Origin of the sequence: Bacillus sp. FSL M7-0558 (assembly GCF_038003245.1) — a bacterium.
In the GTDB taxonomy this organism is placed as follows: Bacteria; Bacillota; Bacilli; order Bacillales; family Bacillaceae; genus Bacillus; species Bacillus pumilus.
Genome location: NZ_JBBOOU010000001.1, coordinates 2,237,410 through 2,259,154, shown reverse-complemented (window position 1 = coordinate 2,259,154; position 21,745 = coordinate 2,237,410). Strand labels below are relative to the sequence as shown.

The following is a 21,745-nucleotide window of genomic DNA, read 5'->3' as shown; positions in this document are numbered from 1 at the left end:
AAGACATGAATGATAAAGGATTTACTCTGTTAGAAATGTTAATTGTCATGCTTGTGATTTCGATTCTTTTACTTATTACCATTCCGAATATTACTCGTCACCACCAAACGATTCAAGCAAAGGGCTGTGAAGGGCTTAAATCAATGGTGAGCACTCAGGTGATGGCATATGAATTAGAGCACGATGGCAAGACACCATCTTTAGCTGAATTAGAAAAAGAAGGCTATGTTAAAAAGGGATTAACGTGTCCTAATGGAAAAGCGATTGTCATTCAAAACGGCCATGTGAAGCATGAATAAATTAATTTTTCATGAAAAGGGTTTTACCCTCATAGAACAGCTAATGATCTTACTGGTTCTATCGATTCTATTGTCGATCATAGGAGTAAAAATCCCAAATTTAATAGAAGACGCTGAAGCCAAAAAACAAGTGAACATCATGAAACAAGATTTTCAATTGGCTGCTAATACTGCATTTGTCAAAAAAACACGTGTATATGTTGAATTCCATCCGCCACAAGTATCGTATCAAGTAATCGATCAAAAGGATGGCGAAGTCATTGCTTCTTTTCAGCAACAAAAGGGAAGCATTCAGGCTTCTACATTTCCACAAGGTATCTATTTTAATGTAAACGGACATCCAAGCAGCGGCGGGTCTCTCATCATTCAATTTGGCAGTCAAACGTATAAGCTCACGATCTATTTAGGAAGCGGGCGAATCCATGTTCAAAAGCAATAGTGGGTTTAGTACGATAGAAGCGCTGTTTGCTTGTCATATCTTCCTATTTGCAGCCCTTGTGCTTATGCCGGCCTATGAAAAAATCATAATAGGGAAAAATGAAGTAAGAGCCAAACTTGAGGCTTATCAAATTTTGCATGAACAGATGAATGAATCGTTCATAGAGGGTACAAAATCTTCTGTCAAAAAGAAGCGAGGCGACATCACATATGTATTCAATTGGAGTAAAGAGAAGGGATGTGTATCATACAACATACAAAAAAAGCAGACCATATGCTTTCATCAGGTTGCTGAACGGTGAACAAGGTTTTACCTTTGTCCAGGCTTTATGGCAATTGCAGCTATTTTTGTTCCTTTCTTTTGGCTGTGTACTGATCTTTTCTACAGCTGAGAAAGCCCGTCCTTTTGAAGAGATTAACCGATTTTCGCAAATGGAGTGGAAACAGACTGTTCTGCAATTAGATGAGGAATTAAGCCGAGCAACGGCTGTTCGATCGGTGCAAGGAGGTAAAGCGTTAGAGTATGTATCTGATCAAGGGCGAGTCGTAACGATTGAGCCATATCAAGAGATGCTTCGGAAGCGAATGGATCAAGCAGGCCATCTCCCTTTATTGCAAAAGGTGAAAGAATTTCGCGTGAGAACAAATCAGCATAGAGCTATCCTTAAAGTCATAGATGAGTCTGGTAAGGTGTATGAAGCTGTTTTTTTCATATATAAAGGGGTGGTTCCTACATCGTGAAAAGGGAAGGAGGATTTATCTATCCGCATGTACTGGCTGCAATTCTATTTTTTCTCTTGATCCTAGGGGCGATGACGATAGGGTTTCAAAAAGAGCTGAGAAGTGCAGAGCTGACGATTTCGTTTTATAAAAAACAACAGCTTTTCAGGGTGGGTGCGAGTGAAGCTGCCCGTACATTCCATCGTTTGTGTGAACAGCAGCAAACTCATATTCACACTGAAGAAGGCCGCGTGACATTAAAGAAGATAACATGCGATCAAAAGAAAAAGCGTATCCACATGTTAGTCAGGGTGAAAACAAAAGATGGTTTATCAGATGAACGGGAACTCGTGCTGAATTGGAAGACCCGTGAAATCATGAAATGGGCAAACCGTGAATAGCCAGTGTATAAAATGATCCTCTTCCTGGTAACACTTGAAGAAAGAAGAGGTGAATGTGCTTGAAAACAAATGACTATGTAAAATATATGACACAGGAAATCATTAAATATATGAATACACCACGTGACGAACGGAAAGAACATAAACAAGAGAGAATGGAAACGAAACCGCCATTTTCACAGCGTTTATTTGGGGTTCTGCCGTTTGGGTTTTCAATGATGCTAAAAAAACGTAAGCGACATCGACAAAAGTAAAAAGCCGCCAGCAGGCGGTTTTTTTATGCCCCATTAGCTGTATTCTTCCACAACAATCACTTTATTGACCTTGTTTGAGTAAGGGTTATAAGAAATAGTGACAAATACCCCAAATTCTTTGGTGTGGTCTTTTAACGTAATATGATACTGTTTCACAGATTCCTTCTCACGATGACGGTCCCATACTTTTTGTTTGAATAAGACTTGCGTTAGCGGATATCGTTTCTTTGCTTCTTTGACTGCTCGCGTTTCCCATTGATCTGCGGCGGCAGTGAAACCTCTCGCATCCGCAGGATTGGCGTCTTGTATCATAGGAATCAACAGTAAACTGAGCATGATTATCATCTTTCCATATTTCACTTCACATCACCTCACCTGCTATTATTCTGACCAAATGCTGCACTTTTATGTAAATTTTTAAGAAGTACAAATGTCACACAAAAAAATATTGAATACGGCGAAAGAATGAGAAAATGGAAGAATTTTCTCGTAATCATTCTTGTTTAAGAACAAAATGGACTAATTTGACGTTTTGGGTTTTATAGGTATTTCCTTATACTGTATGTAATCGTTCTTATTAAAGAACAATCGTTCAAGGAGTTGGAGAATGAATGAAACAGTCGTTCTTTGTACTTTTTTGTGCCATTTGTTTGATTTTCACGTCACTCTTGATCTCAACAACGAACGCTTCTTTTAACGATATTGAGCACTCAAATTTTGTCATGAAAACATGCGAAAATTTTGAACAGACGGACCAGCATTGTCAGCCTTCCAAATGGGATAGAAGTCATTTGGAGCTCATTGATCAAACGATGATCAAAGGAACAGTCTGCGCGCCTCAAAGCTTGAGCATGACACTAAAAAATAGTGGACAACCTATTGCACACTCTGAATGGAAATGGGAATTACATAAAGTGAAAAGTGAGCAAAAGCCGTTACAAGATGGTCATATTCTTGAAAAAGGCTCTATACAGTCCCTTCTTTCTCAACAAACAACGACTGTCACGACAGATAAAGCAAAAACGAATGGAATCTATGTGTTTAAAATCTATTACCCTAAAGGTTTTGAAGGATCTGGAGAAGCATTTATATGGTCTAAACATATGCAGCTCGCAAAGTGTCAAGAAAAGGCATCCTAAATGGAGCTGTCTTCTAAATGAAACAATGATAGGCGAAGGGGAGAAGAGGTCATGAAAAAATGGATGAAAATGTCTGGAAGTATTCTTTATGTGGTGGTGTTCACGGTGATGATTGCATGTATTATTGTCGTATTGTCATCAAGAACTACAGGGGGAGATCCTCAAATTTTCGGTTATCAATTCAAGCAAGTATTATCTGGCTCAATGGAACCAGAATTTTCGACTGGCTCACTCATTGTCGTAAAAGAAGTGACTTCACCGGAGGCACTTAAAAAAGGGGATATTATCACATTTCAAACGAAGCAGGACCAGTCTTATGTGACCCACCGAATTGTTGGGGTGAAAGGAAAGGGAGCAAATAAAGCCTTTGAGACGAAAGGTGACCACAATATGTATCAGGACGGCACGCTAGTAAAAGCGGATCAGGTGGCTGCGCAGTATACGGGTGTGACCATTCCATATGCAGGAAAGCTTCTTTCGTATGCAGGGACTTCGGCTGGAACCGCGTTGCTGCTCATTATACCAGGTGTGATGCTGCTCGTTTATTCGACTCTTCATTTTGTAGGCGCTGCAAAACACCGAAGACACACGGCCGATTTACAGATGTCAGAGGAACAAGCTTAAATTTTCGTTTGTAACCTAATTAGGTTTCAATAAAACAATTTATTAGGGGGTTCATTCATGGCAAAGAAAAGATCAATTCGTTTAGGTGTATTATCAGGGGCTTTAGGCCTGGCATTAATTGGTGGGGGGACATGGGCGGCGTTTAACGATGTAGAAACGGCAAATGCGGTCTACTCGACAGGAGAGCTGGATTTATCTGCAAAAGAGAACTCCGGCGCCATCAACCTTTCAAACTTAAAACCTGGTGATCGCATCAAGAAAGAATTTAATTTTGAAAATAAAGGATCACTTGCGATCAATCAAGTGCTGATGAGTCTTGATTACAGCCAGTTTCAAGATGGAGCTTCCTCGAAAAATGGCGGTAAGAATACAGCTGAAGAATTTCTCAGTCAGTTTCAGGTGAGTGTTCTGACGGTTGGAGCCGAAGGTGGAAATGGTTATCCGAAAAATATTATCTTAGATGCTGCAAACCTGCTTGACTTGCATGAACTAACGGCAAAACAGGATCAGACTGCATTTGAAAAGCTTCGTCATGCCGTCGATGAGAAGTTTTTACATGAAAGTGGGAAGATTAATGTAGCAACTGTTGATGGAACAGTGGCTCCAGAGTATGACGGCATACCAAAGAACCCGTTTGATTACGATAAAATGGAAATGATCATTGAATTTGTCAATGACCAGACGAAGGATAAAGCTGGTCACTATATCCAAAATAAATACCAAGGCGATGCGATTCAAATTGATCTTTCCTTCGAAGCGACTCAGTGGAATGGTTTAACGATCAATCCCAAAAAGCATACGGATGAAAAAGGCTACGTGAAAGAAAACGAAAAAGCACACAGCGAAGATAAAAAATAAAGTCAGTCTTTAGACTGATATCAAGTTCTGCATAGCAATTGGAGGAGTATGCGCTAAAATGTGCGCTTTACTCCTCTTCTTGCTTTTTTCTCCAGATTTGATAATCTAAAAATTCACGAAATTGCTTTTTCGAAACCCCTGATGTCATTGCATCTCGAACTAGTTTTTCCCATTCACTATCTAATTGACCATCGTATTCGGTTTCATCTTTTTCGTGTAACAGTGTATGAACCGAGACGTCCAGAACAGCGGAGACTTTTTCAAGAAATTGAATGGAGGGGTTTGTTTGCAAGTTTCTTTCTATTGAGCTTAAATAAGACTTCGCTACCCCAGCCTTTTCGGCCAGTTCTGATAGTGAGTAGCCTTTTTCATTGCGGTATTGTTTAATACGCTGGCCAATCAATGTCATCACCTTCCTTTCGATATTATAGCACATTCAGAAAGGTTTGATAGAATGACTTCTTACCAGAGGGTGAGACTCAGAGGACTTTTCACTTGATTTGAGGAATTGACGGACTTCTTCTACTGTTAGCCCTGCTTTACGAGCTTCAAGTAATAATTGAACCCATTCACTGTCTAATATGTTCGTTTTCTTTTCCATACAAATACCCTCCTAAAATACTGAATCATGTATTTCAGGCACTTAACGCATGAAATGGAAAGACACAGGTGGTAAGACCTCATAGTTTGCTTGCGTCATTTTTCCGCCCAATACAAACAGACAAACGTTGCTTTTGGCTGATCGAAAATTGTACGTCACATGAAAGGGAGGGGACCTATAGGTCAACCTCCTCTTTTTTGCTGTAAGTAAAAAAGTCCGCCATTTTCAATCGTTAGACTGATTTTTGGTTCGTATAAAGTTTTGAGTGCTTGTCTTTCTATTTCATATTCTACAGACGTGTCTGAAGTCCCTTCATAAAATTGGTTTAAAAGTTCAGTGTCTTCTTTCCATTTTTGAACAGCTCTTACCGCCCAATCATCTGGTTCCTCATGGGCGTAATGCTCCATTAAACTGTAGAGCCGTTTGACGCCGCTTTCTGGCTTGATCATTGTACTCATCGTAAAGCAGTAATCGGGAATTTGAGATGACAGCTCACGGGTTTCCAGCTTTTCTTGAAATTGTTCAACGACTTCTCCGCGTATTAGATGAAGTCCTAGTGATAAAAGCTTATCCTTCTTTCGATCTGCCAGATAAGAAATTTTCACATTGAGACCAAGCCAGGGCTCGAGTGCGATCTGGCTGGCCATGAGCGGGGTGACTCGTTCATAGAGACGGATAAATCGGCTCTGCTGCTTGATGGCTTCAAAAATTTGAAATAAACGAGGGGAGCCGAAGTGGATAAATTCACCCTCAATGGTATCATCCACTTTTTTTTGATCGGTGATGAGGGTCAATTGCCGCGGCTCCGGAACACCACCAGTTTTTTCAAGCCAGTGCCAATAAAAAGGGCGGTTCATAATCAATTTATCCATATCGATGGTTAGTTGTACGGTCATATGTCCAGCACTTTCTTCTAGTATGTCGCATTGATTTGCCTGAAAGAAACGGAGAAGAAAGGTATGTATGTCACGCTGCTTCATTGATCAACTCTCCTTTATGAGCCTTGCTGTCTTTTTTCTAAAAGCGGTGTTTTTGCTTCTGTTAAATAGGAAGCAAACTGAGTTAATTTCTTTTTCATGTCACCGTCTGATTCGTGCTGAAAGAGAATCTGATGCAGTTCTGATTCGGCATCTTTGATATCGATTCGCGTTAAAATATCATCTAGATCGCCAATGACGTTTTCAAACAGCTGAATTTTTTCATATAAAAGCTTTAAGATGTGTTCCTCAACGGTACCGTTAGTTGCCATATTGTAAATGTGGACATCTCGCTCTTGTCCAAGGCGGTGGATTCGTCCAATCCGCTGTTCTAAACGCATCGGGTTCCACGGAAGATCGTAGTTGATGATTTGGTTACAAAACTGAAGGTTGATTCCTTCGCCGCCGGCTTCTGTAGCAATTAACACTTGCGCCCGTTCTCTAAATAAATCTTTCATCCAATCCTTTTTGCCCCGCTTAAAGCCGCCCCGAAAAGGAACGGAGCTGATGCCATTTTGCTGAAGAAACCATTGTAAATAAATTTGTGTCGCGCGGTATTCGGTGAAAATAATGACTTTTTCATTTAACTGTTGAATAAGCCTAACGACTTCAAGCGCCTTTGTGTTTTGCTGCACTTGATTGATTTTCTCCATAATTTGCGCTATAGCAGAGGATCCAAGGATATGTTTTTCATCTTCCTGCATTTTTTTAATTGTCATATAGACCGCCTCGCGACTTGAACAGCATTCTCGTTCCAAGGTCATGATGGAAAACATATGTTTAGTATAGGACGGGTTCTCTTTCAGCTTGCAGATTTCATCATATAATGCTTGTTCCGTCGGAGAGAAATCAATGGAAATCGTTTTGACATGCCGTTTTGTCCACTCGATGCCCGTGTCTTGCCTTCGGTTACGAATCATCACTTTATTCACAAGCTGTTTTAAACGATCATGGTCTTCTAGCTGTAAATCCTTTTTGGCAAAGACATCTTTAAACTGATGTTCATTCCCTAGGTGACCTGGCTTCAGAAGGGAGACAAGATTAAATATTTCTCCAATACGGTTTTGGATAGGCGTCGCTGTCAGCAGCAAGCAGAATTTCTTATTTAGATTTCTCACAAATTCATAGTTTTTCGTTTTATTGTTTTTCAGTTTGTGTGCTTCATCAATAATGACCATATCGTAGGCAATGGATAAAATAGTGTCTCGATGCGGCTGCCTTTTGGCTGTATCAATGGAGGAAACCACGACGTCACACTGCTCCCACACATAGCTCTTTTTTTGTTCGACAGCATCAATATAAAATTTCGTCCGCAGCTCCTGTACCCATTGAGATACGAGAGAGGCGGGGACGAGTATGAGAATTTTTTTGGCAAGTCCACGAATCATGTATTCTTTGATAATAAGTCCTGCTTCTACGGTTTTTCCAAGTCCCACTTCATCTGCTAAAATGGCTTTTCCGTTCATCTCTTCTACGACTCTTCTGGCTACTTCAAGCTGATGTTTTAAAGGCGTGAATGCAGGCAGATGGGCAGGAGCTTGCAGTCCTTCAAATGAATCAATGGCTGTGACTTTTTGGACCTGCGTCGCTAAACGGTACATTTCCCAGTTCGCCCAGGGGCCGTCTGCTGCAAGCCGCTGCTGAAATTCACTTGCCCATTCTTGATCAAAAATCGTTTGAATATTCAATGTGGTCGCCTGCCTTTCTAGTAGGTTGAGGATAAAATTGTTCTGTATTTAAACGCTTCATTTTTTAAGAGGTCTTGAAAAGACTAGATATTTGAATAAAAGCGAACGATAATGAATGGTTATTTAAAAAATGTTAATGATTTTTCTGTTGCTCTTCATCCGTTTCTAATGGTAGGATGTTGGTAAGTGATCTAGCAAATAAGTCACCCATTTTGATAGTATGTCCAATAAATGTGAAGAATATGAGCGGATGATGGTATGGGGAGAGACTTGGCGGTATTTAGCACTGGCAGGCGCCGAAGGAGCAAGCTGAATCGTTTCAGTGAATCTCTCAGGCAAAAGTACTCTTACCGGACGCAACTCTGGAGAGTGTTTGCTCATCGTTTTTTTAGCAAACCACCAAAGGGGAAAACGCACAATGATGTTGTGCTGTAAACTTTCAGGTGCAAGGACAGAGACTTCTTTTTGATAAAAGGGAGCGCTCTGTCCTTTTTTGCTGTGATTTTTTTCTGAAAATTCAGCTTGTGATCTGCACTGAAAGAAAAAAGGGGGAAACGATTGATGTTGAAACGAACACCGCTTTTTCATGCGTATGAAACGTTTGGCGCAAAAACCATTGACTTCGGGGGCTGGGAATTACCTGTCCAATTTTCTTCCATTAAAGAAGAGCACGAAGCTGTTCGAACAAAGGCAGGGCTTTTTGATGTGTCTCACATGGGTGAGGTGGAAATCAAAGGTCCAGATGCCCTTCCTTTTTTACAAAGGTTATTAACCAATGATGTGTCTAAGCTGACAGACGGCAAGGCACTATATACAGCCATGTGCTATGAAGATGGCGGGACAGTGGATGATCTGCTCGTCTACCAAAAAGAAAAGAACGATTATTTACTTGTCATTAATGCATCAAATATTGAAAAAGATGTGGAATGGCTACTTCAGCATCAAGGTGAGAACGACGTATTGATCCAAAATGTCTCTGATCAAATCGCTTTGCTAGCCCTTCAAGGACCTCTTGCCGCTGACATCATGAAAGATGTGGCGGATGAAGAAGTGACATCGCTCAAGCCGTTTACATTTTTATCAAAAGCTGTGGTTGCTCAAAAAGAGGTGCTTGTTTCAAGAACTGGCTACACAGGAGAAGATGGCTTTGAAATCTACTGCCAGTCAGAAGATGCGGTCCACATTTGGTCGGCTTTATTAAAAGCAGGCGCACCAAAAGGATTAATACCGTGCGGGCTCGGTGCACGTGACACCTTGAGATTTGAAGCAAGACTTCCGCTTTATGGGCAGGAGCTAACAAAGGATATCTCTCCATTAGAAGGCGGGATTGGCTTTGCTGTCAAAACGGATAAAGAAGCCAATTTTATTGGCAAAGAAGCGCTCAAGAAGCAAAAAGAAGAAGGGCCGAAGCGAAAGCTTGTCGGCATTGAAATGATAGATAAAGGGATTCCGCGCACAGACTACCCGGTCTTTTCAGGAGAAAAGCAGATTGGGGTAGTCACAACGGGCACACAGTCCCCAACATTAAAGAAAAATGTCGGGCTTGCTTTAATTGAATCTGCTCAGGCGCAGCTTGGAACAGAGATAGAAGTACAAGTTCGCAAAAAACGTCTAAAAGCGAAAATCGTCGCAACACCATTTTATAAAAGAGCCAAATAACGAGGGGGAATAGAGGATGAAGCATAGGTATTTGCCGCAAACCGAGCAAGATCAAAAAGAAATGCTGGATGTCATCGGCGTTCAGTCGATTGATGAGCTTTTTTCAGATATCCCAGAAAAAGTGAGATTTAAAGGAGCATACAACATTAAAGCAGCCGCATCTGAAACAGAGCTTGTAAGGGAATTATCCCGATTAGCTGCAAAGAATAAAGATACGGTCTCCTATGCATCGTTTCTTGGTGCCGGTGTATATGATCATTACCAGCCTGTCATTGTGGATCATGTCATCTCACGTTCTGAATTTTATACAGCATACACACCTTATCAGCCGGAGATTTCGCAAGGTGAACTACAAGCCATTTTTGAATTTCAAACAATGATTGCTGAGCTGACGGGTATGGATCTTGCTAACTCCTCGATGTATGATGGCGGGACAGCATTAGCTGAAGCGGCAATGCTAGCTGCTGGGCATACAAAAAAGAAAAAAGTGGTTGTTTCTGAAACGGTTCACCCTGAAGCAAGAGCCGTGCTAAAAACATATGCCAAAGGACAGCACATCGAAGTTGTTGAAGTGCCTGCGAAAAAAGGGCAGACGGACCTAGCAGCATTAGAAAAGGCTGTCTGCGAAGATACAGCAGCAGTTCTTGTGCAATATCCAAACTTTTTTGGTGTCGTCGAACCGTTAAAAGACATCGAACCTATTGCCCATCAAGGGAAAAGTCTGTTCGTTGTCTCTAGTAATCCACTTGCACTAGGGTTACTGACGCCGCCAGGAAAACTTGGAGCAGACATTGTCGTTGGTGATGCACAGCCGTTTGGTATTCCAGCAGCGTTTGGCGGGCCACATTGCGGATATTTTGCTGTGACGAAAAAGTTGATGCGAAAAGTGCCAGGTCGATTAGTCGGGCAGACAGAAGACGAAAATGGTGTTCGTGGGTTTGTACTAACCCTTCAAGCGCGTGAGCAGCATATTCGAAGAGATAAAGCGACGTCTAATATTTGTTCGAATCAGGCATTAAATGCATTAGCCGCTTCCGTTGCCATGACAGCACTCGGAAAAACAGGCATCAAAGACATCGCCTATCAAAACGTACAAAAAGCCCACTATGCGAAGACGCAGGCAAAAGCATATGGACTGCTTGCTGATGTAGAAGGGGCCCATTTCAATGAATTTGTAATCAAATTACAAGAACCTGTAAAAGAAGCCAATAAACGATTGCTTGAAAAAGGAATCATCGGCGGCTATGACTTAGGGAGAGACTTCCCAGAGCTCCAACATCACATGCTTGTCGCCGTGACAGAGCTAAGAACAAAAGAAGAAATTGATACGTTCATGAAGGAATTGGGGGATCGCCATGAATAAACAAGATCAGCCGCTTATTTTTGAATTATCCAAAGAAGGAAGAATTGGTTATAGCCTGCCTGATTTAGATGTACCTGAACAGGAAATCCCAGCTTTATTTGATGACACGTATATCCGTCATGATGATGCTGAGCTTCCTGAAGTATCTGAGCTTGATATTATGCGTCATTATACAGCATTATCAAGACGTAATCACGGGGTCGATTCCGGATTTTATCCTCTTGGCTCTTGTACAATGAAATATAATCCAAAGATTAATGAAAAGGTTGCACGCCTTGCAGGCTTCGCGCAAGTCCATCCACTACAAGAGGCAGACACTGTGCAGGGAGCATTAGAATTGCTGTATGATCTAGGTGATCATCTTGAAGAAATTACGGGGATGGACGCTGTGACATTACAGCCTGCGGCAGGAGCACACGGGGAATGGACAGGACTCATGATGATCCGTGCGTACCATGAAGCAAGAGGAGATCATAAACGAACAAAAGTCATTGTGCCGGATTCTGCTCATGGAACGAACCCAGCATCTGCGACAGTGGCTGGGTTTGAAACCATTACCGTCGCATCTGATGAGAATGGGCTTGTTGATTTAGAGGACCTGCGCCGTGTTGTCAATGAAGAAACTGCGGCTTTAATGCTGACGAATCCGAATACACTCGGCCTATTCGAAGAAAATATTTTAGAAATGGCTGAAGTCGTTCACGGAGCTGGTGGCAAGCTTTATTATGATGGAGCGAACTTGAATGCCGTTTTGAGCAGAGCAAGACCGGGGGATATGGGATTTGATGTCGTTCACTTAAATCTTCATAAAACCTTTACAGGTCCACATGGAGGCGGAGGCCCTGGTTCAGGTCCTGTAGGCGTAAAAAAGGATTTGATTCCGTACTTGCCAAAGCCGGTGCTTGTGAAGAAAGAAGGCCGCTTTTACTTCGATGATGATCGACCAGAATCAATTGGCCGAGTGAAGCCGTTCTATGGTAACTTCGGCATTAACGTCAGAGCATATGCGTATATTCGCTCTATGGGCCCAGACGGCTTAAAGGCTGTCACTGATAATGCCGTGTTAAATGCGAACTATATGATGCGCCGCTTAAGTACTCATTTCGATTTGCCATTTGACCGTCACTGTAAGCATGAATTTGTCCTTTCAGGTAAACGTCAGAAAAAATTAGGTGTACGCACACTGGATATTGCCAAGCGATTACTTGATTTTGGCTATCATCCGCCAACGATCTACTTCCCGCTCAATGTAGAGGAATGCATCATGATTGAACCAACTGAAACAGAATCAAAAGAAACACTTGATGCCTTTATCGAAGCGATGATTCAGATTGCAAAAGAAGCGGAAGAGAATCCAGAAGTCGTGCAGGAAGCGCCGCATACAACGGTCGTCAAACGAATGGACGAAACAAAGGCTGCCCGGAATCCAGTTCTCGTTTTTGAAAGATAAAGAAAAAAGACTCAGGGGGATCATGCTCCCAGAGTCTTTTTTGTTAGTTCTTCGTTTTAATGCGGCCGCCCCATTTTTTAAAGCCGCCTTTTAAATTATAAATCTCACGACAGCCGTTTTTACGTAACGTTTGCGCTGCTTTTCCGCTTCTCAAATTGTTTTGGCAATAAAGATAAACAGGCTTGTCAGGACGAATTTCATTTTTGCGCTGCTTTAGCTGGGAAAGGGGGATGTTTCTTGCCCCTAAAATATGTCCGCCATCAAACTCATTTGGCTCTCTCACATCAATGAGTTGAGCTTTGCGGTAACCTTTAATAAATTCTTCTTCCGTCAGCGTTTTCATAATACGCTGCTGATAAATGTAGCTGCCGACAGAATAAAGAACGAAAAGTCCACAAAGTGAGAGGACGATATAGTTGAACATTGACAATACAACTCGACTCCTTCTTGAGCATCAGCACAGTGGCCTGTCTGATGGTACGTTTTAGACAAATACTATTATAGTAAAGCAAAAGAAACTTGTCATCATAAATGGTAAGAATTATTTTAAATTCGTTCCCTATTTGATAGACTGATGGAGAGAGAATATCGGTGGTCTGACCATCATCTAATATAGACTACGTAAAAGAGAAGGGATTTTTATATGCAAAAAGAGAAATGGTGTTTCATTGATACAGGAAATCAAGACCCTGCCTTTAACATGGCAATGGATGAAGCCTTGCTTTATTGGCATAGTGAGAAGCTGATCCCGCCTGTCATCCGCTTTTATGGATGGAATCCTGCGACATTGTCTGTTGGGTATTTTCAGCATGTTGAAAAAGAAATTAACATGGAAGCAGTCGAGCGCTATGGCCTTGGGTTTGTCCGCAGACCAACTGGAGGGCGGGGGGTTCTTCATGATCAGGAGCTGACCTACAGCGTGATTGTGTCAGAGGAACATCCAGAAATGCCGGCGACGGTGACAGAGGCGTACCGCGTCATTTCAGAAGGCATTTTAGAGGGCTTTAAAGAACTGGGACTCGATGCGTATTTTGCCATTCCTCGAACAGATAAAGAAAAAGAAAGCTTAAAAAATCCAAGATCGTCTGTATGCTTTGATGCCCCTTCCTGGTACGAGCTTGTCGTAGAAGGCAGAAAGGTAGCAGGCAGTGCTCAAACGAGACAAAAAGGAGTGATCCTCCAGCACGGCTCCATCTTAATTGACCTTGATGAGGACAAACTGTTCGATTTATTTCTTTATCCAAACGACCGTGTGAGAGAGCGGATGCAGAGAAGCTTTAAAAACAAAGCGGTCGCCATCAATGAAATCTCAGACCGAACTTGTACAATAGACGATGCGCGTGTGGCGTTTAAACGAGGATTTGAAAAAGGATTAAATATTGAGCTTGTGCCTTATGAGCTGACAGATGAAGAGTTAGCATTTGTCCACCATCTTGCCAAAACGAAATATGCCTCAGACGAGTGGAATTACAAGCGTTAGGACAAAGGACACTCCTTGTTTTTTTAAGGGCGATGGTGTAGAATTGTTATGATTATTAAGTAAAGGTGCATTATGGAGGGGTTTTATGACTACACCTAGTATGGAAGATTACATTGAACAAATATATATGCTGATAGAAGAAAAAGGATATGCCAGAGTCTCTGATATTGCAGAAGCACTCGCTGTCCATCCCTCCTCTGTAACAAAAATGGTTCAGAAGCTAGATAAAGATGAATACCTCATTTATGAGAAGTATCGTGGTCTAATTTTAACCCCGAAAGGCAAAAAAATTGGAAAACGTCTCGTATACAGACATGAACTGCTAGAGCAATTTTTAAGAATCATTGGTGTAGACGAAGAGAAAATTTATGATGATGTAGAAGGCATTGAACATCATCTCAGCTGGAACAGCATTGACCGCATCGGCGATCTCGTTCAATTCTTTGAAGAAAACGACGAGCGATCTGTTCAGCTGAAAGCGATTCAAAAGAAAAACGAACAAACAAATCAAGAATCTTAAGAAAAAGGACACCCATGCAGAGGGTGTCCTTTTTGATTAAAGTTCTAATTGAAAGCATATGCTCTTACACTATTAATAGCGTGATATCAAAGGGGGCTCCTTGATGAAGATAGATGGTGTGTTCTCAGGTGGAGGCATTAAAGGGGCAGCACTTGCGGGTGCCTATGAAGCGCTTGAAGCAAGAGGATATCAATTTGTCCGCCTTGCTGGTACAAGTGCTGGAGCGATCATTGCTTCACTCATCGCAGCAGGCTTTACAAGTCAGGAGATTCGGGAGCTTTTAGATGAAATGGATGAACATCACTTGCTTGATAGGAGATGTCAATTCATTCCGTTTAAAATGCTTAGGTGGGTCTCCATTTACTGGCGCCTCGGTCTGTACAAAGGCGACCGGCTGGAAAAATGGCTGACAGATGTGTTGAAACGAAAGGGGGTCACCGTATTTGGGGATCTCAAAAAAGATTCGCTGAAAATTGTTGCCTCTGATTTAACAAATGGGAAAATCCTCGTTCTGCCAGACGACCTTCCTTCATACGGCTTAAATCCAGAGCGCTTTTCTGTTGCAAGGGCAATCCGGATGAGTTGCAGTCTGCCGTATTTTTTCGAGCCTGTCAAACTAAAGTCATCAAAAGGCATTTGTACCATTGTAGATGGAGGCGTGCTTAGCAATTTTCCAATTTGGTTGTTTGCCGAAGAGAAAAAAAGACCATTCGTCGGTGTCACATTAACTCCAAACGAAAAAGAACGCCCTCAACACTCCATCCGCAATGCGTTTGAACTGTTTGGCGCTCTTTTTGAAACGATGCGTGGTGCTCATGACGAAAGACACATTGCTACAAAACACGAACGTCATGTTATTTTTATTCCAGTAGAACACGTCATTGCCACTGATTTTCAGCTGATGACAGAAAAGAAAAAGGCGCTCGTCGATCTAGGCAGACAGAAGGCCGAGCAATTTTTAAAAAGCTGGACATTTTAAAACAAAGCGCGATTCTTCTTTTTGTTTTTCTTGCCTTCAATCACAGTTAACTGTGTTTGGCTTTTCTTTTTGAGAAGGACGGGCTTAGACTTGTGGTCAGTCGGCACGCTTCGCAAATGAGTGACCCGATTTTTCATCTGGCTTTTCGTTTTTGGTTTAGGCTGCTGGTAGCGACGTTTTGATTGTTTGACTGCTTTACGATAAAGATTGCCTTCTGTTCCAGTTCTTCGATTCATCAGCCATCTAAATAGGAAAAACATAACCGCTCCAATGATCACAACTGATAGCAGCATTGTAAAAAGTCTGCCTGGATTCGTTGTGAGTAAATACACAAATCCCAAAACACCTAAAGCGAAAATAATGGTAAAAGCAGGATGTACTCGGCGATTCATAACTGTCCACCTCCGAAGGAATTTACCGGATTTATAAGTTAGATCACTTGATGAGCAGAATCTGACGCTTGTTTCTCAGATGCTTCCTCTAAACGAAGAAGTTCATTAAAACTTGCAATGGCTACCTCGACTTGATCGTCAGAGGGTTCTTTTGTTGTGAGCAATTGCAGCCAAAGGCCAGGATAGCCAAGCGCTTTCAGCACAGGCACTTCTCGGAGTTTGTTCGTCAGCTGAAGCACTTCAAATGAAATGCCGAGAACAACCGGAATGAGCGCCAAGCGATTCAGAACTCTCACCCATAAAGGATCTGTCGGTACGAGTAAATAGACGAACATTCCGACAATGACAGTGAATAAAATAAAGCTGCTACCGCATCGATAATGAAGCCGTGATTGTTTTTGGACATTTTCCACTGTGATGTCAAGATTCTGTTCATAGCAGTTTATGACTTTATGTTCTGCGCCATGATATTGAAATACCCTTTTAATTAAAGGGGTCATGGAAATAAAGTAAATATAGCCTAATAACAGGACCAGTTTAAAGAATGTCTCCACTGCGATTTGTGCGAAATTCCCTGAAAAGACGGGCCGCACAAGTTCAGCTAAAAAGACAGGTACTAGGGTAAAGACAAATTTACTAAAGAGAAGAGAGAGAACTCCGATCACAGCAATGCCGAAAATCATAGATAATTTCGAGCTTTTTTGTTCTTTTTCAAGAGTATGATCTTCTGAAGGATCTAAGTCATAGCGCTCGCTGGAGAAGTTCAAGTGCTTACTGCCATTTGCGCTTGCTTCAACAAGTGCAGCAACACCCCTGACAAAGGGGATTTTCTTGAGAAAGGCGGTTCGTTTATTGGAGGTCCGGGGAAGCTTTAAAAACTCAATGGACTGATCCTTACGCCGAATCGCTGTCACATAGTTCTTTTTACCTCCGAACATGACACCTTCGACAACTGCCTGCCCTCCATATGCTGGAGGTTTTGTTTGATTGGACATATTTCATCAACCTGCCTGTTTCCTGTAATTTACATGCATTTCCTTATACCTTTATTGTACAGGAAATGAGGGGAAATCACTAGCGCACAGGTCGATTATCTACTAGAATTCTATCTACCTCTTTTTAGCCAGTATACCCTGTTATAAAAATTTTACACTCACGGATGGAAATCCTTTTTTTTATGACATTTTGGACATACTACTTGCTGGAGGTGTTCACAAATGAAACGTGATGAAAAGAAAAACCAAGAAGAAAAAAATCAGGCTGTACAAACGTCATCGCTATTGGCAAGAGCAGCTGCGACAGGCTTTGTTGGCGGTGTTTTTTGGGGCTTTATCGGGTTTCTGACCCATATGTTTCATTTCTCAGAGGTGAGTCCCAATATGCTCCTTCAGCCTTTTGTGCTCGGAGAGTGGAAAAAGGGCGGACTTGGTACTTTTATCAGCATTGTGCTTTTAGGGGTTTTATCGATCGGAGCAGCCTTTATTTATTATGGGCTTTTGAAACGGATCAAAGGCTATTGGATGGGGCTGATATATGGCGCGCTTTTATGGCTGCTCGTTTTTTACGTATTTAATCCCATTTTCCCAGATGTAAAGCAAGTCCAGGATTTGCAGCAAAGCACCATCGTCACGACATTTTGCCTATATATTTTATACGGTATGTTTGTCGGATACAGTATTTCGTTTGAATATAATGAATTAACGAGTCAAAAGCTTGCGAGGGCACTCGGGAAAAAGACAGAATAAAGTGTAAATCACCTATTCATATGATAAAATATTTTTGGAAACGAAAGGTTTCTAAGGAAAAAGAAACAGATCTCGATATAGATTGAATTAGGGTGAAGGAGTGGTTGTATGCCTCATTTTCTTGTACTGAATGGGCCCAATTTAAATAGGCTTGGCAAAAGAGAGCCGGCTGTTTACGGAAGTAAGACGCTGACAGATTTAGAGACAGATTTGTTCCAGTTTGCAGAAAGAGCCAATATCCAGTTAACGTTCTTTCAATCAAATCACGAAGGAGATTTGATTGATGCGCTCCACGAAGCAGAAGACCAGTACGATGGAGTCGTGTTTAACCCGGGGGCTTTTACACACTACAGCTATGCCCTGAGAGATGCCATTGCAAGTATTTCTTTATCCGTCGTTGAAGTACATATCTCAAATGTTCATAAGAGAGAGGAATTCCGCCATCATTCTGTACTTGCTCCAGTATGCCAAGGGCAAATCGTTGGTCTTGGTTTAGAAGGGTATAAATTGGCGATTCGTTATTTAGTGAGTGAAGGGGGAGCAGTATCATGAAACTTGAAAAGTTAAGAACACTTTTATCTGAATTAGAGATCGATGGTCTAGTCATTACGAGCAGCTTTAATTTACAGTACATGACCAGCTTTACTGGCTCAGCCGGTCTCGCCGTTGTTTCAAAGGACCGGGCAGCTTTTATCACGGATTTCCGTTATACAGAGCAAGCGAAGGACCAAGTAAAAGCCTTCGACATTATTGAACATAAAGGAAACATCGTAGAAACCGCAGCTCAAACGGCAAAGGAATTTGGGATCAAACGCCTTGGGTTTGAACAAAACCATATGACATTTGCCACTTACCAGCAGTATGCAGGTAAAGCAGGTGATATTGAGCTTGTTCCGGTCTCAGAATCAGTTGAAAAGTTGCGCTTGATTAAGTCTAGTGAAGAGATTAAGATATTAGAGGAAGCTGCGAAGATTGCAGATCACGCCTTTGATCATATTCTCACTTACATCAAGCCGGGCTTGACGGAAATTGCTGTCATGAACGAGCTTGAATTTTTCATGAGAAAAGAAGGCGCTGAAGGATCTTCATTCGATATGATTGTCGCCTCAGGTGTTCGTTCAAGCCTGCCGCACGGAAGAGCGAGTGAAAAGGTGATTGAATCTGGTGATTTAGTCACACTCGATTTCGGTGCTTACTATAAAGGATATTGCTCTGATATGACAAGAACGATCGCTGTTGGCACACCGAGCGATAAGCTAAAGGAAATTTATCATATCGTATTAGAAGCAGAAAACGCTGGTGTGGATAGAATCAAGCCTGGCTTAACAGGAAAAGAAGCTGATCGCATCACACGTGACATCATTGAAAAGTATGGCTATGGTCAATACTTCGGGCATTCAACTGGCCACGGGCTAGGGATGGAAGTGCATGAAGCGCCAGGCCTTTCCTCACGATCAGAGGTCGTCTTAGAAAAAGGAATGGTCGTGACAGTTGAGCCGGGAATTTACTTACCGGATGTCGGCGGCGTGAGAATTGAGGATGATATTGTCCTGACAGCTGACGGCAATAAACGATTGACCCACTCACCGAAAGAACTTATCATATTATGATGGTGAAATGTAGGAGGATGACAAAATGATTTCAGTAAACGATTTTCGTACAGGCCTGACAATTGAAGTGGACGGCGGTATTTGGCGTGTAGTGGATTTCCAACACGTAAAGCCAGGGAAAGGCGCAGCGTTTGTTCGTTCGAAACTGCGTAACCTGCGTACTGGTGCTATTCAAGAAAAAACATTCCGTGCAGGCGAAAAAGTAGCGAAAGCTCAAATCGAAACAAAAACAATGCAATACTTGTATGCAAATGGCGACCAGCATGTCTTCATGGATACAAGTTCTTATGAGCAGCTTGAACTAAGTGAAACACAAATTAAAGATGAGCTGAAATATTTGCTAGAAAATATGTCGGTTCATATTGTGATGTACGGTGCTGAAACACTTGGAGTAGAACTTCCAAACACGGTAGAACTAGAAGTAGTAGAAACAGAGCCTGGTATTAAAGGCGACACAACATCAGGCGGATCAAAACCTGCAAAAACAGAAACTGGTTTAATCGTCAACGTTCCTTTCTTTGTGAACCAAGGAGATAAACTAGTCATTAATACATCAGACGGTTCATACGTGTCAAGAGCGTAATGAACGAAGAAAGACTGTAAACCTCGTGTTTACAGTCTTTTTTTATTGTAAAACATGTAAGACTCCCCAAAAGGCAGGCCTTCTCTCAATTCTCTCATTCATCTCTTTTCCTTCCTGAAAAACAAGACTACTTCCAGCTAGACAAGCATATAGTGTAAAAAAAACTGGAGGTTCTATATGAAACAATTTCTCCCAGGTCTACATCCATCAGTCGCTGCGATGGCAGGCATGAGGTTTTTATCGGCAGCGATTGAACTGACGGCCGCCATCCTCATTTTAGTCACAAATGACGTTCGAAAAGCGGTTGTCATCAATAGTATATTGGCGATCATTGGGCCGCTCATTTTTATTATCACGATGACGATTGGAATCTATCAAATCGCAGGGCAGTTATCCTATGCCAAGCTCGTCTTTATTTTCATTGGTGTCGTATTTATTCTTGTTGGGATCTATAAGTAAAACGGCTTGGCATAATTAACGTCTCCCATCATACATTTTAGAGAAGAAAAAAAGGAGGGGAATTCGTTGCGGAGTTTGTTGGATATTCTCCCGCACTCGATTGGACAAGAACTTAGACTGCTAAAAGAAGCAGAATGGGATCAAATAGAAGAAATCCGCATTCGCACGGATCGTCCTATTGAATTAATGCAAAGAGGAAAACCGCGCTTTCTTTCTTATCGCACAACAGGAGAAGATGCGTCTCAGCTATTAGGCAGGCTGAGCAATTATAGTATGTACACACTTGAAGAAGAGCTAAAGCAAGGATACATCACCATTTCAGGCGGACACCGGGTGGGACTTGCAGGAAAGGTGATCGTTGAAAACGGCATTGTCAAAGGATTAAGAGATATCTCTTCATTTAATATCCGCATCGCAAAAGAAAAAGTCGGGATTGCGCTTCCCTTTCTTCCCTATTTATATGACGAGCACTGGTGCAATACACTGATCATCGGTCCACCGCAAACAGGGAAAACGACATTATTGCGCGATATAGCAAGACTGGCTAGTACAGGTACAAAAGCAATTCCTCCTAAAAAAACAGGCATTATAGATGAGCGTTCAGAAATCGCTGGGTGTATAAGAGGGGTGCCGCAGCACCAGTTTGGACACCGGGTTGACGTGCTCGATGCATGTCCAAAAGCTGAGGGCTTGATGATGATGATTCGGTCTATGAGTCCAGAGGTCATGATCGTCGATGAAATCGGAAAAAGCGAGGATGTGCAGGCACTTTTAGAAGCGATTCATGCTGGGGTCACCATTATCGTTTCCGTTCATGGCTATTCACTTGAAAATGTGTATAAACGTCCATCATTGAAGCCGTTATGGGAGCTTCGAGTGTTTGAACGTTATGTTGAATTAAATCGCAAGGACGGTCCCGGCACGATCGGGCGGATATATGACCAAGGCGGACAAGAGATGAAATGGAGGCGGGGAGTGGACGTATGTTAAAGCTCATTGGCGCTATCTTGATTGTCGCGGCTACGACTTGGGGAGGGTTCGAGTTTGCCAAACGATATAGCGACCGGCCGAAACAAATTCGGCAGCTCCGGTTTGCGCTCCAGTCTCTTGAAGCTGAAATTATGTATGGTCAAACACCGCTAGCGCGTGCAGCAGAGCAAATTGCGTCGCAAGTAGGTCCTCCTGTGAATCGGTTATTTGAACAATTTGCAGAAAAGCTGAAAGTCGGAACCTTTTCCGCGCGGTATGCATGGAATGAGAGTCTTGAGGATGTTTGGAAAAAAACCGTCTTAAAAAAAGGCGAATATGAGGCACTGAAGCACTTTGGAGAAACACTTGGCCAGCATGATGTCACGTCTCAGCAAAAATATATCAAGCTTGCTTTAGGTCATTTGGAATCGGAGGAGAAGGAAGCTGAAATCGCCCAAGCCAAAAATGAAAAAATGGTCAGAAGCCTCGGATTTTTAAGCGGATTACTACTGATTCTTTTATTGATGTGAGAGGAAG

The 21,745-nt window shown here is 42.1% G+C and carries 30 protein-coding genes and 2 riboswitches; of the genes, 22 read left to right on the top strand and 8 right to left on the bottom strand.

Features of this window, described 5'->3' with window-relative positions:
* The first annotated feature begins 5 nt into the window (after positions 1–5).
* From comGC to MHB79_RS11325, 6 genes are read left to right on the top strand one after another with little or no spacing between them, the layout of a single operon-like run.
* Positions 6–299 carry a competence type IV pilus major pilin ComGC gene (gene comGC / locus MHB79_RS11350; RefSeq protein ID WP_003217322.1) on the top strand — a complete coding sequence of 98 codons (294 nt, stop codon included), beginning with the start codon at positions 6–8 and terminating at the stop codon, positions 297–299.
* The gene (gene comGD / locus MHB79_RS11345) at positions 292–738 is read left to right on the top strand and encodes a competence type IV pilus minor pilin ComGD (protein ID WP_340989786.1); all 447 of its coding nucleotides are present in this window, start codon (positions 292–294) and stop codon (positions 736–738) included. Before comGC ends, comGD begins: the two co-directional genes overlap by 8 nt.
* Positions 722–1,039 (top strand): competence type IV pilus minor pilin ComGE, encoded by a 318-nt coding sequence (comGE, locus tag MHB79_RS11340; RefSeq protein ID WP_340989784.1) that lies wholly within the window; start codon positions 722–724, stop codon positions 1,037–1,039. The genes comGD and comGE overlap by 17 nt, the downstream gene beginning before the upstream one ends.
* The gene (gene comGF, locus MHB79_RS11335; protein WP_340989782.1) at positions 948–1,478 is read left to right on the top strand and encodes a competence type IV pilus minor pilin ComGF; all 531 of its coding nucleotides are present in this window, start codon (positions 948–950) and stop codon (positions 1,476–1,478) included. The genes comGE and comGF overlap by 92 nt, the downstream gene beginning before the upstream one ends.
* Entirely contained in the window at positions 1,475–1,858 is a 384-nt protein-coding gene (locus tag MHB79_RS11330) for a competence type IV pilus minor pilin ComGG (RefSeq protein ID WP_003217479.1), read from the top strand. Before comGF ends, MHB79_RS11330 begins: the two co-directional genes overlap by 4 nt.
* 59 nt (positions 1,859–1,917) lie before the next feature.
* The gene (locus MHB79_RS11325) at positions 1,918–2,112 is read left to right on the top strand and encodes a YqzE family protein (protein ID WP_034620826.1); all 195 of its coding nucleotides are present in this window, start codon (positions 1,918–1,920) and stop codon (positions 2,110–2,112) included.
* A 33-nt stretch (positions 2,113–2,145) separates the two neighbouring features.
* On the opposite strand, the gene MHB79_RS11320 is transcribed toward MHB79_RS11325, so the two are convergent.
* Entirely contained in the window at positions 2,146–2,424 is a 279-nt protein-coding gene (locus MHB79_RS11320) for a DUF3889 domain-containing protein (protein WP_003217457.1), read from the bottom strand.
* A 299-nt stretch (positions 2,425–2,723) separates the two neighbouring features.
* On the opposite strand from MHB79_RS11320, the gene tapA reads away from it, so the two are divergent.
* Genes tapA through tasA form a run of 3 tightly spaced genes read left to right on the top strand, consistent with a single transcriptional unit; the run spans position 2,724 to position 4,733 of the window.
* Positions 2,724–3,251, top strand: a complete 528-nt coding sequence (gene tapA / locus MHB79_RS11315) for an amyloid fiber anchoring/assembly protein TapA (protein WP_137054980.1) — start codon at positions 2,724–2,726, stop codon at positions 3,249–3,251.
* Between the two features lie 51 nt (positions 3,252–3,302).
* Positions 3,303–3,875, top strand: coding sequence for a signal peptidase I SipW (gene sipW, locus MHB79_RS11310; protein ID WP_003217306.1), 573 nt, complete (start codon positions 3,303–3,305; stop codon positions 3,873–3,875).
* 57 nt (positions 3,876–3,932) lie between these two features.
* The gene (gene tasA, locus MHB79_RS11305; protein ID WP_003217403.1) at positions 3,933–4,733 is read left to right on the top strand and encodes a biofilm matrix protein TasA; all 801 of its coding nucleotides are present in this window, start codon (positions 3,933–3,935) and stop codon (positions 4,731–4,733) included.
* Between the two features lie 67 nt (positions 4,734–4,800).
* On the opposite strand, the gene sinR is transcribed toward tasA, so the two are convergent.
* From sinR to MHB79_RS11285, 4 genes are all read right to left on the bottom strand, one after another.
* Positions 4,801–5,136, bottom strand: coding sequence for a transcriptional regulator SinR (gene sinR, locus MHB79_RS11300; RefSeq protein WP_012010555.1), 336 nt, complete (start codon positions 5,134–5,136; stop codon positions 4,801–4,803).
* A gap of 33 nt (positions 5,137–5,169) precedes the next feature.
* Positions 5,170–5,334: an anti-repressor SinI family protein gene (locus MHB79_RS11295; RefSeq protein ID WP_003217357.1), complete on the bottom strand. Its 165-nt coding sequence runs from the start codon at positions 5,332–5,334 to the stop codon at positions 5,170–5,172.
* A gap of 182 nt (positions 5,335–5,516) precedes the next feature.
* A complete protein-coding gene (locus tag MHB79_RS11290) occupies positions 5,517–6,314 on the bottom strand; it encodes a YqhG family protein (RefSeq protein WP_050943767.1) in 798 nt (265 codons plus the stop codon).
* A gap of 14 nt (positions 6,315–6,328) precedes the next feature.
* Complete coding sequence (locus MHB79_RS11285; protein ID WP_050943768.1) at positions 6,329–7,999, bottom strand: DEAD/DEAH box helicase; 1,671 nt, start codon at positions 7,997–7,999, stop codon at positions 6,329–6,331.
* 250 nt (positions 8,000–8,249) lie between these two features.
* A riboswitch (glycine riboswitch) is annotated at positions 8,250–8,356 on the top strand.
* A gap of 3 nt (positions 8,357–8,359) precedes the next feature.
* Positions 8,360–8,456: riboswitch (glycine riboswitch) on the top strand.
* Between the two features lie 104 nt (positions 8,457–8,560).
* Between MHB79_RS11285 and gcvT the strand changes: the two genes are divergently transcribed.
* Genes gcvT through gcvPB form a run of 3 tightly spaced genes read left to right on the top strand, consistent with a single transcriptional unit; the run spans position 8,561 to position 12,471 of the window.
* Positions 8,561–9,658 carry a glycine cleavage system aminomethyltransferase GcvT gene (gcvT, locus tag MHB79_RS11280; protein WP_340989777.1) on the top strand — a complete coding sequence of 366 codons (1,098 nt, stop codon included), beginning with the start codon at positions 8,561–8,563 and terminating at the stop codon, positions 9,656–9,658.
* A 16-nt stretch (positions 9,659–9,674) separates the two neighbouring features.
* A complete protein-coding gene (gene gcvPA, locus MHB79_RS11275) occupies positions 9,675–11,021 on the top strand; it encodes an aminomethyl-transferring glycine dehydrogenase subunit GcvPA (RefSeq protein ID WP_113387137.1) in 1,347 nt (448 codons plus the stop codon).
* Entirely contained in the window at positions 11,014–12,471 is a 1,458-nt protein-coding gene (gene gcvPB, locus MHB79_RS11270; RefSeq protein ID WP_003216118.1) for an aminomethyl-transferring glycine dehydrogenase subunit GcvPB, read from the top strand. The genes gcvPA and gcvPB overlap by 8 nt, the downstream gene beginning before the upstream one ends.
* A gap of 43 nt (positions 12,472–12,514) precedes the next feature.
* On the opposite strand, the gene MHB79_RS11265 is transcribed toward gcvPB, so the two are convergent.
* A complete protein-coding gene (locus MHB79_RS11265; RefSeq protein WP_034620482.1) occupies positions 12,515–12,895 on the bottom strand; it encodes a rhodanese-like domain-containing protein in 381 nt (126 codons plus the stop codon).
* A 219-nt stretch (positions 12,896–13,114) separates the two neighbouring features.
* Here MHB79_RS11265 and MHB79_RS11260 point away from each other — a divergent pair, with 219 nt between their 5' ends.
* From MHB79_RS11260 to MHB79_RS11250, 3 genes are all read left to right on the top strand, one after another.
* Positions 13,115–13,951 carry a lipoate--protein ligase family protein gene (locus tag MHB79_RS11260; RefSeq protein WP_003216009.1) on the top strand — a complete coding sequence of 279 codons (837 nt, stop codon included), beginning with the start codon at positions 13,115–13,117 and terminating at the stop codon, positions 13,949–13,951.
* Between the two features lie 85 nt (positions 13,952–14,036).
* A complete protein-coding gene (mntR, locus tag MHB79_RS11255) occupies positions 14,037–14,471 on the top strand; it encodes a transcriptional regulator MntR (protein ID WP_003215946.1) in 435 nt (144 codons plus the stop codon).
* 103 nt (positions 14,472–14,574) lie between these two features.
* Entirely contained in the window at positions 14,575–15,450 is an 876-nt protein-coding gene (locus MHB79_RS11250; RefSeq protein WP_003215585.1) for a patatin-like phospholipase family protein, read from the top strand.
* On the opposite strand, the gene MHB79_RS11245 is transcribed toward MHB79_RS11250, so the two are convergent.
* Together MHB79_RS11245 and MHB79_RS11240 are read right to left on the bottom strand one after the other, a co-directional pair.
* On the bottom strand, positions 15,447–15,842 hold the full coding sequence (locus MHB79_RS11245; protein ID WP_003215754.1) for an SA1362 family protein: 396 nt from the start codon (positions 15,840–15,842) through the stop codon (positions 15,447–15,449). The two genes, MHB79_RS11250 and MHB79_RS11245, sit on opposite strands and share 4 nt — an antisense overlap.
* Before the next feature lie 38 nt (positions 15,843–15,880).
* Entirely contained in the window at positions 15,881–16,837 is a 957-nt protein-coding gene (locus MHB79_RS11240; RefSeq protein ID WP_003215983.1) for a DUF1385 domain-containing protein, read from the bottom strand.
* A gap of 222 nt (positions 16,838–17,059) precedes the next feature.
* Between MHB79_RS11240 and MHB79_RS11235 the strand changes: the two genes are divergently transcribed.
* The 7 genes from MHB79_RS11235 to spoIIIAB all read left to right on the top strand — a co-directional run bounded on the left by MHB79_RS11235 (position 17,060) and on the right by spoIIIAB (position 21,738).
* Entirely contained in the window at positions 17,060–17,587 is a 528-nt protein-coding gene (locus MHB79_RS11235) for a YqhR family membrane protein (RefSeq protein WP_003215963.1), read from the top strand.
* 108 nt (positions 17,588–17,695) lie between these two features.
* The gene (gene aroQ, locus MHB79_RS11230; protein WP_003215787.1) at positions 17,696–18,139 is read left to right on the top strand and encodes a type II 3-dehydroquinate dehydratase; all 444 of its coding nucleotides are present in this window, start codon (positions 17,696–17,698) and stop codon (positions 18,137–18,139) included.
* Positions 18,133–19,197: a M24 family metallopeptidase gene (locus MHB79_RS11225; protein ID WP_340990595.1), complete on the top strand. Its 1,065-nt coding sequence runs from the start codon at positions 18,133–18,135 to the stop codon at positions 19,195–19,197. The genes aroQ and MHB79_RS11225 overlap by 7 nt, the downstream gene beginning before the upstream one ends.
* A 25-nt stretch (positions 19,198–19,222) precedes the next feature.
* Positions 19,223–19,780 carry an elongation factor P gene (efp, locus tag MHB79_RS11220; protein ID WP_003215497.1) on the top strand — a complete coding sequence of 186 codons (558 nt, stop codon included), beginning with the start codon at positions 19,223–19,225 and terminating at the stop codon, positions 19,778–19,780.
* Positions 19,781–19,957: 177 nt separating this feature from the next.
* Positions 19,958–20,239 (top strand): YqhV family protein, encoded by a 282-nt coding sequence (locus MHB79_RS11215; protein WP_050943774.1) that lies wholly within the window; start codon positions 19,958–19,960, stop codon positions 20,237–20,239.
* A 66-nt stretch (positions 20,240–20,305) separates the two neighbouring features.
* Entirely contained in the window at positions 20,306–21,229 is a 924-nt protein-coding gene (spoIIIAA, locus tag MHB79_RS11210) for a stage III sporulation protein AA (protein ID WP_310426212.1), read from the top strand.
* Complete coding sequence (gene spoIIIAB / locus MHB79_RS11205) at positions 21,223–21,738, top strand: stage III sporulation protein SpoIIIAB (RefSeq protein ID WP_340989774.1); 516 nt, start codon at positions 21,223–21,225, stop codon at positions 21,736–21,738. The genes spoIIIAA and spoIIIAB overlap by 7 nt, the downstream gene beginning before the upstream one ends.
* Positions 21,739–21,745: the final 7 nt, after the last annotated feature.

Bases quoted from the DNA above. Each gene is read 5' to 3' on its own strand.
- comGC (WP_003217322.1), top strand. From the start codon at position 6: ATGAATGATAAAGGATTTACTCTGTTAGAAATGTTAATTGTCATGCTT.
- comGD (WP_340989786.1), top strand. From the start codon at position 292: ATGAATAAATTAATTTTTCATGAAAAGGGTTTTACCCTCATAGAACAG.
- comGE (WP_340989784.1), top strand. From the start codon at position 722: ATGTTCAAAAGCAATAGTGGGTTTAGTACGATAGAAGCGCTGTTTGCT.
- comGF (WP_340989782.1), top strand. From the start codon at position 948: ATGTATTCAATTGGAGTAAAGAGAAGGGATGTGTATCATACAACATAC.
- MHB79_RS11320 (WP_003217457.1), bottom strand. From the start codon at position 2,424: ATGATACAAGACGCCAATCCTGCGGATGCGAGAGGTTTCACTGCCGCC.
- tapA (WP_137054980.1), top strand. From the start codon at position 2,724: ATGAAACAGTCGTTCTTTGTACTTTTTTGTGCCATTTGTTTGATTTTC.
- sipW (WP_003217306.1), top strand. From the start codon at position 3,303: ATGAAAAAATGGATGAAAATGTCTGGAAGTATTCTTTATGTGGTGGTG.
- tasA (WP_003217403.1), top strand. From the start codon at position 3,933: ATGGCAAAGAAAAGATCAATTCGTTTAGGTGTATTATCAGGGGCTTTA.
- MHB79_RS11295 (WP_003217357.1), bottom strand. From the start codon at position 5,334: ATGGAAAAGAAAACGAACATATTAGACAGTGAATGGGTTCAATTATTA.
- MHB79_RS11290 (WP_050943767.1), bottom strand. From the start codon at position 6,314: ATGAAGCAGCGTGACATACATACCTTTCTTCTCCGTTTCTTTCAGGCA.
- gcvT (WP_340989777.1), top strand. From the start codon at position 8,561: ATGTTGAAACGAACACCGCTTTTTCATGCGTATGAAACGTTTGGCGCA.
- gcvPA (WP_113387137.1), top strand. From the start codon at position 9,675: ATGAAGCATAGGTATTTGCCGCAAACCGAGCAAGATCAAAAAGAAATG.
- gcvPB (WP_003216118.1), top strand. From the start codon at position 11,014: ATGAATAAACAAGATCAGCCGCTTATTTTTGAATTATCCAAAGAAGGA.
- MHB79_RS11265 (WP_034620482.1), bottom strand. From the start codon at position 12,895: ATGTTCAACTATATCGTCCTCTCACTTTGTGGACTTTTCGTTCTTTAT.
- MHB79_RS11260 (WP_003216009.1), top strand. From the start codon at position 13,115: ATGCAAAAAGAGAAATGGTGTTTCATTGATACAGGAAATCAAGACCCT.
- mntR (WP_003215946.1), top strand. From the start codon at position 14,037: ATGACTACACCTAGTATGGAAGATTACATTGAACAAATATATATGCTG.
- MHB79_RS11250 (WP_003215585.1), top strand. From the start codon at position 14,575: ATGAAGATAGATGGTGTGTTCTCAGGTGGAGGCATTAAAGGGGCAGCA.
- MHB79_RS11245 (WP_003215754.1), bottom strand. From the start codon at position 15,842: ATGAATCGCCGAGTACATCCTGCTTTTACCATTATTTTCGCTTTAGGT.
- MHB79_RS11240 (WP_003215983.1), bottom strand. From the start codon at position 16,837: ATGTCCAATCAAACAAAACCTCCAGCATATGGAGGGCAGGCAGTTGTC.
- MHB79_RS11235 (WP_003215963.1), top strand. From the start codon at position 17,060: ATGAAACGTGATGAAAAGAAAAACCAAGAAGAAAAAAATCAGGCTGTA.
- aroQ (WP_003215787.1), top strand. From the start codon at position 17,696: ATGCCTCATTTTCTTGTACTGAATGGGCCCAATTTAAATAGGCTTGGC.
- efp (WP_003215497.1), top strand. From the start codon at position 19,223: ATGATTTCAGTAAACGATTTTCGTACAGGCCTGACAATTGAAGTGGAC.
- MHB79_RS11215 (WP_050943774.1), top strand. From the start codon at position 19,958: ATGAAACAATTTCTCCCAGGTCTACATCCATCAGTCGCTGCGATGGCA.
- spoIIIAB (WP_340989774.1), top strand. From the start codon at position 21,223: ATGTTAAAGCTCATTGGCGCTATCTTGATTGTCGCGGCTACGACTTGG.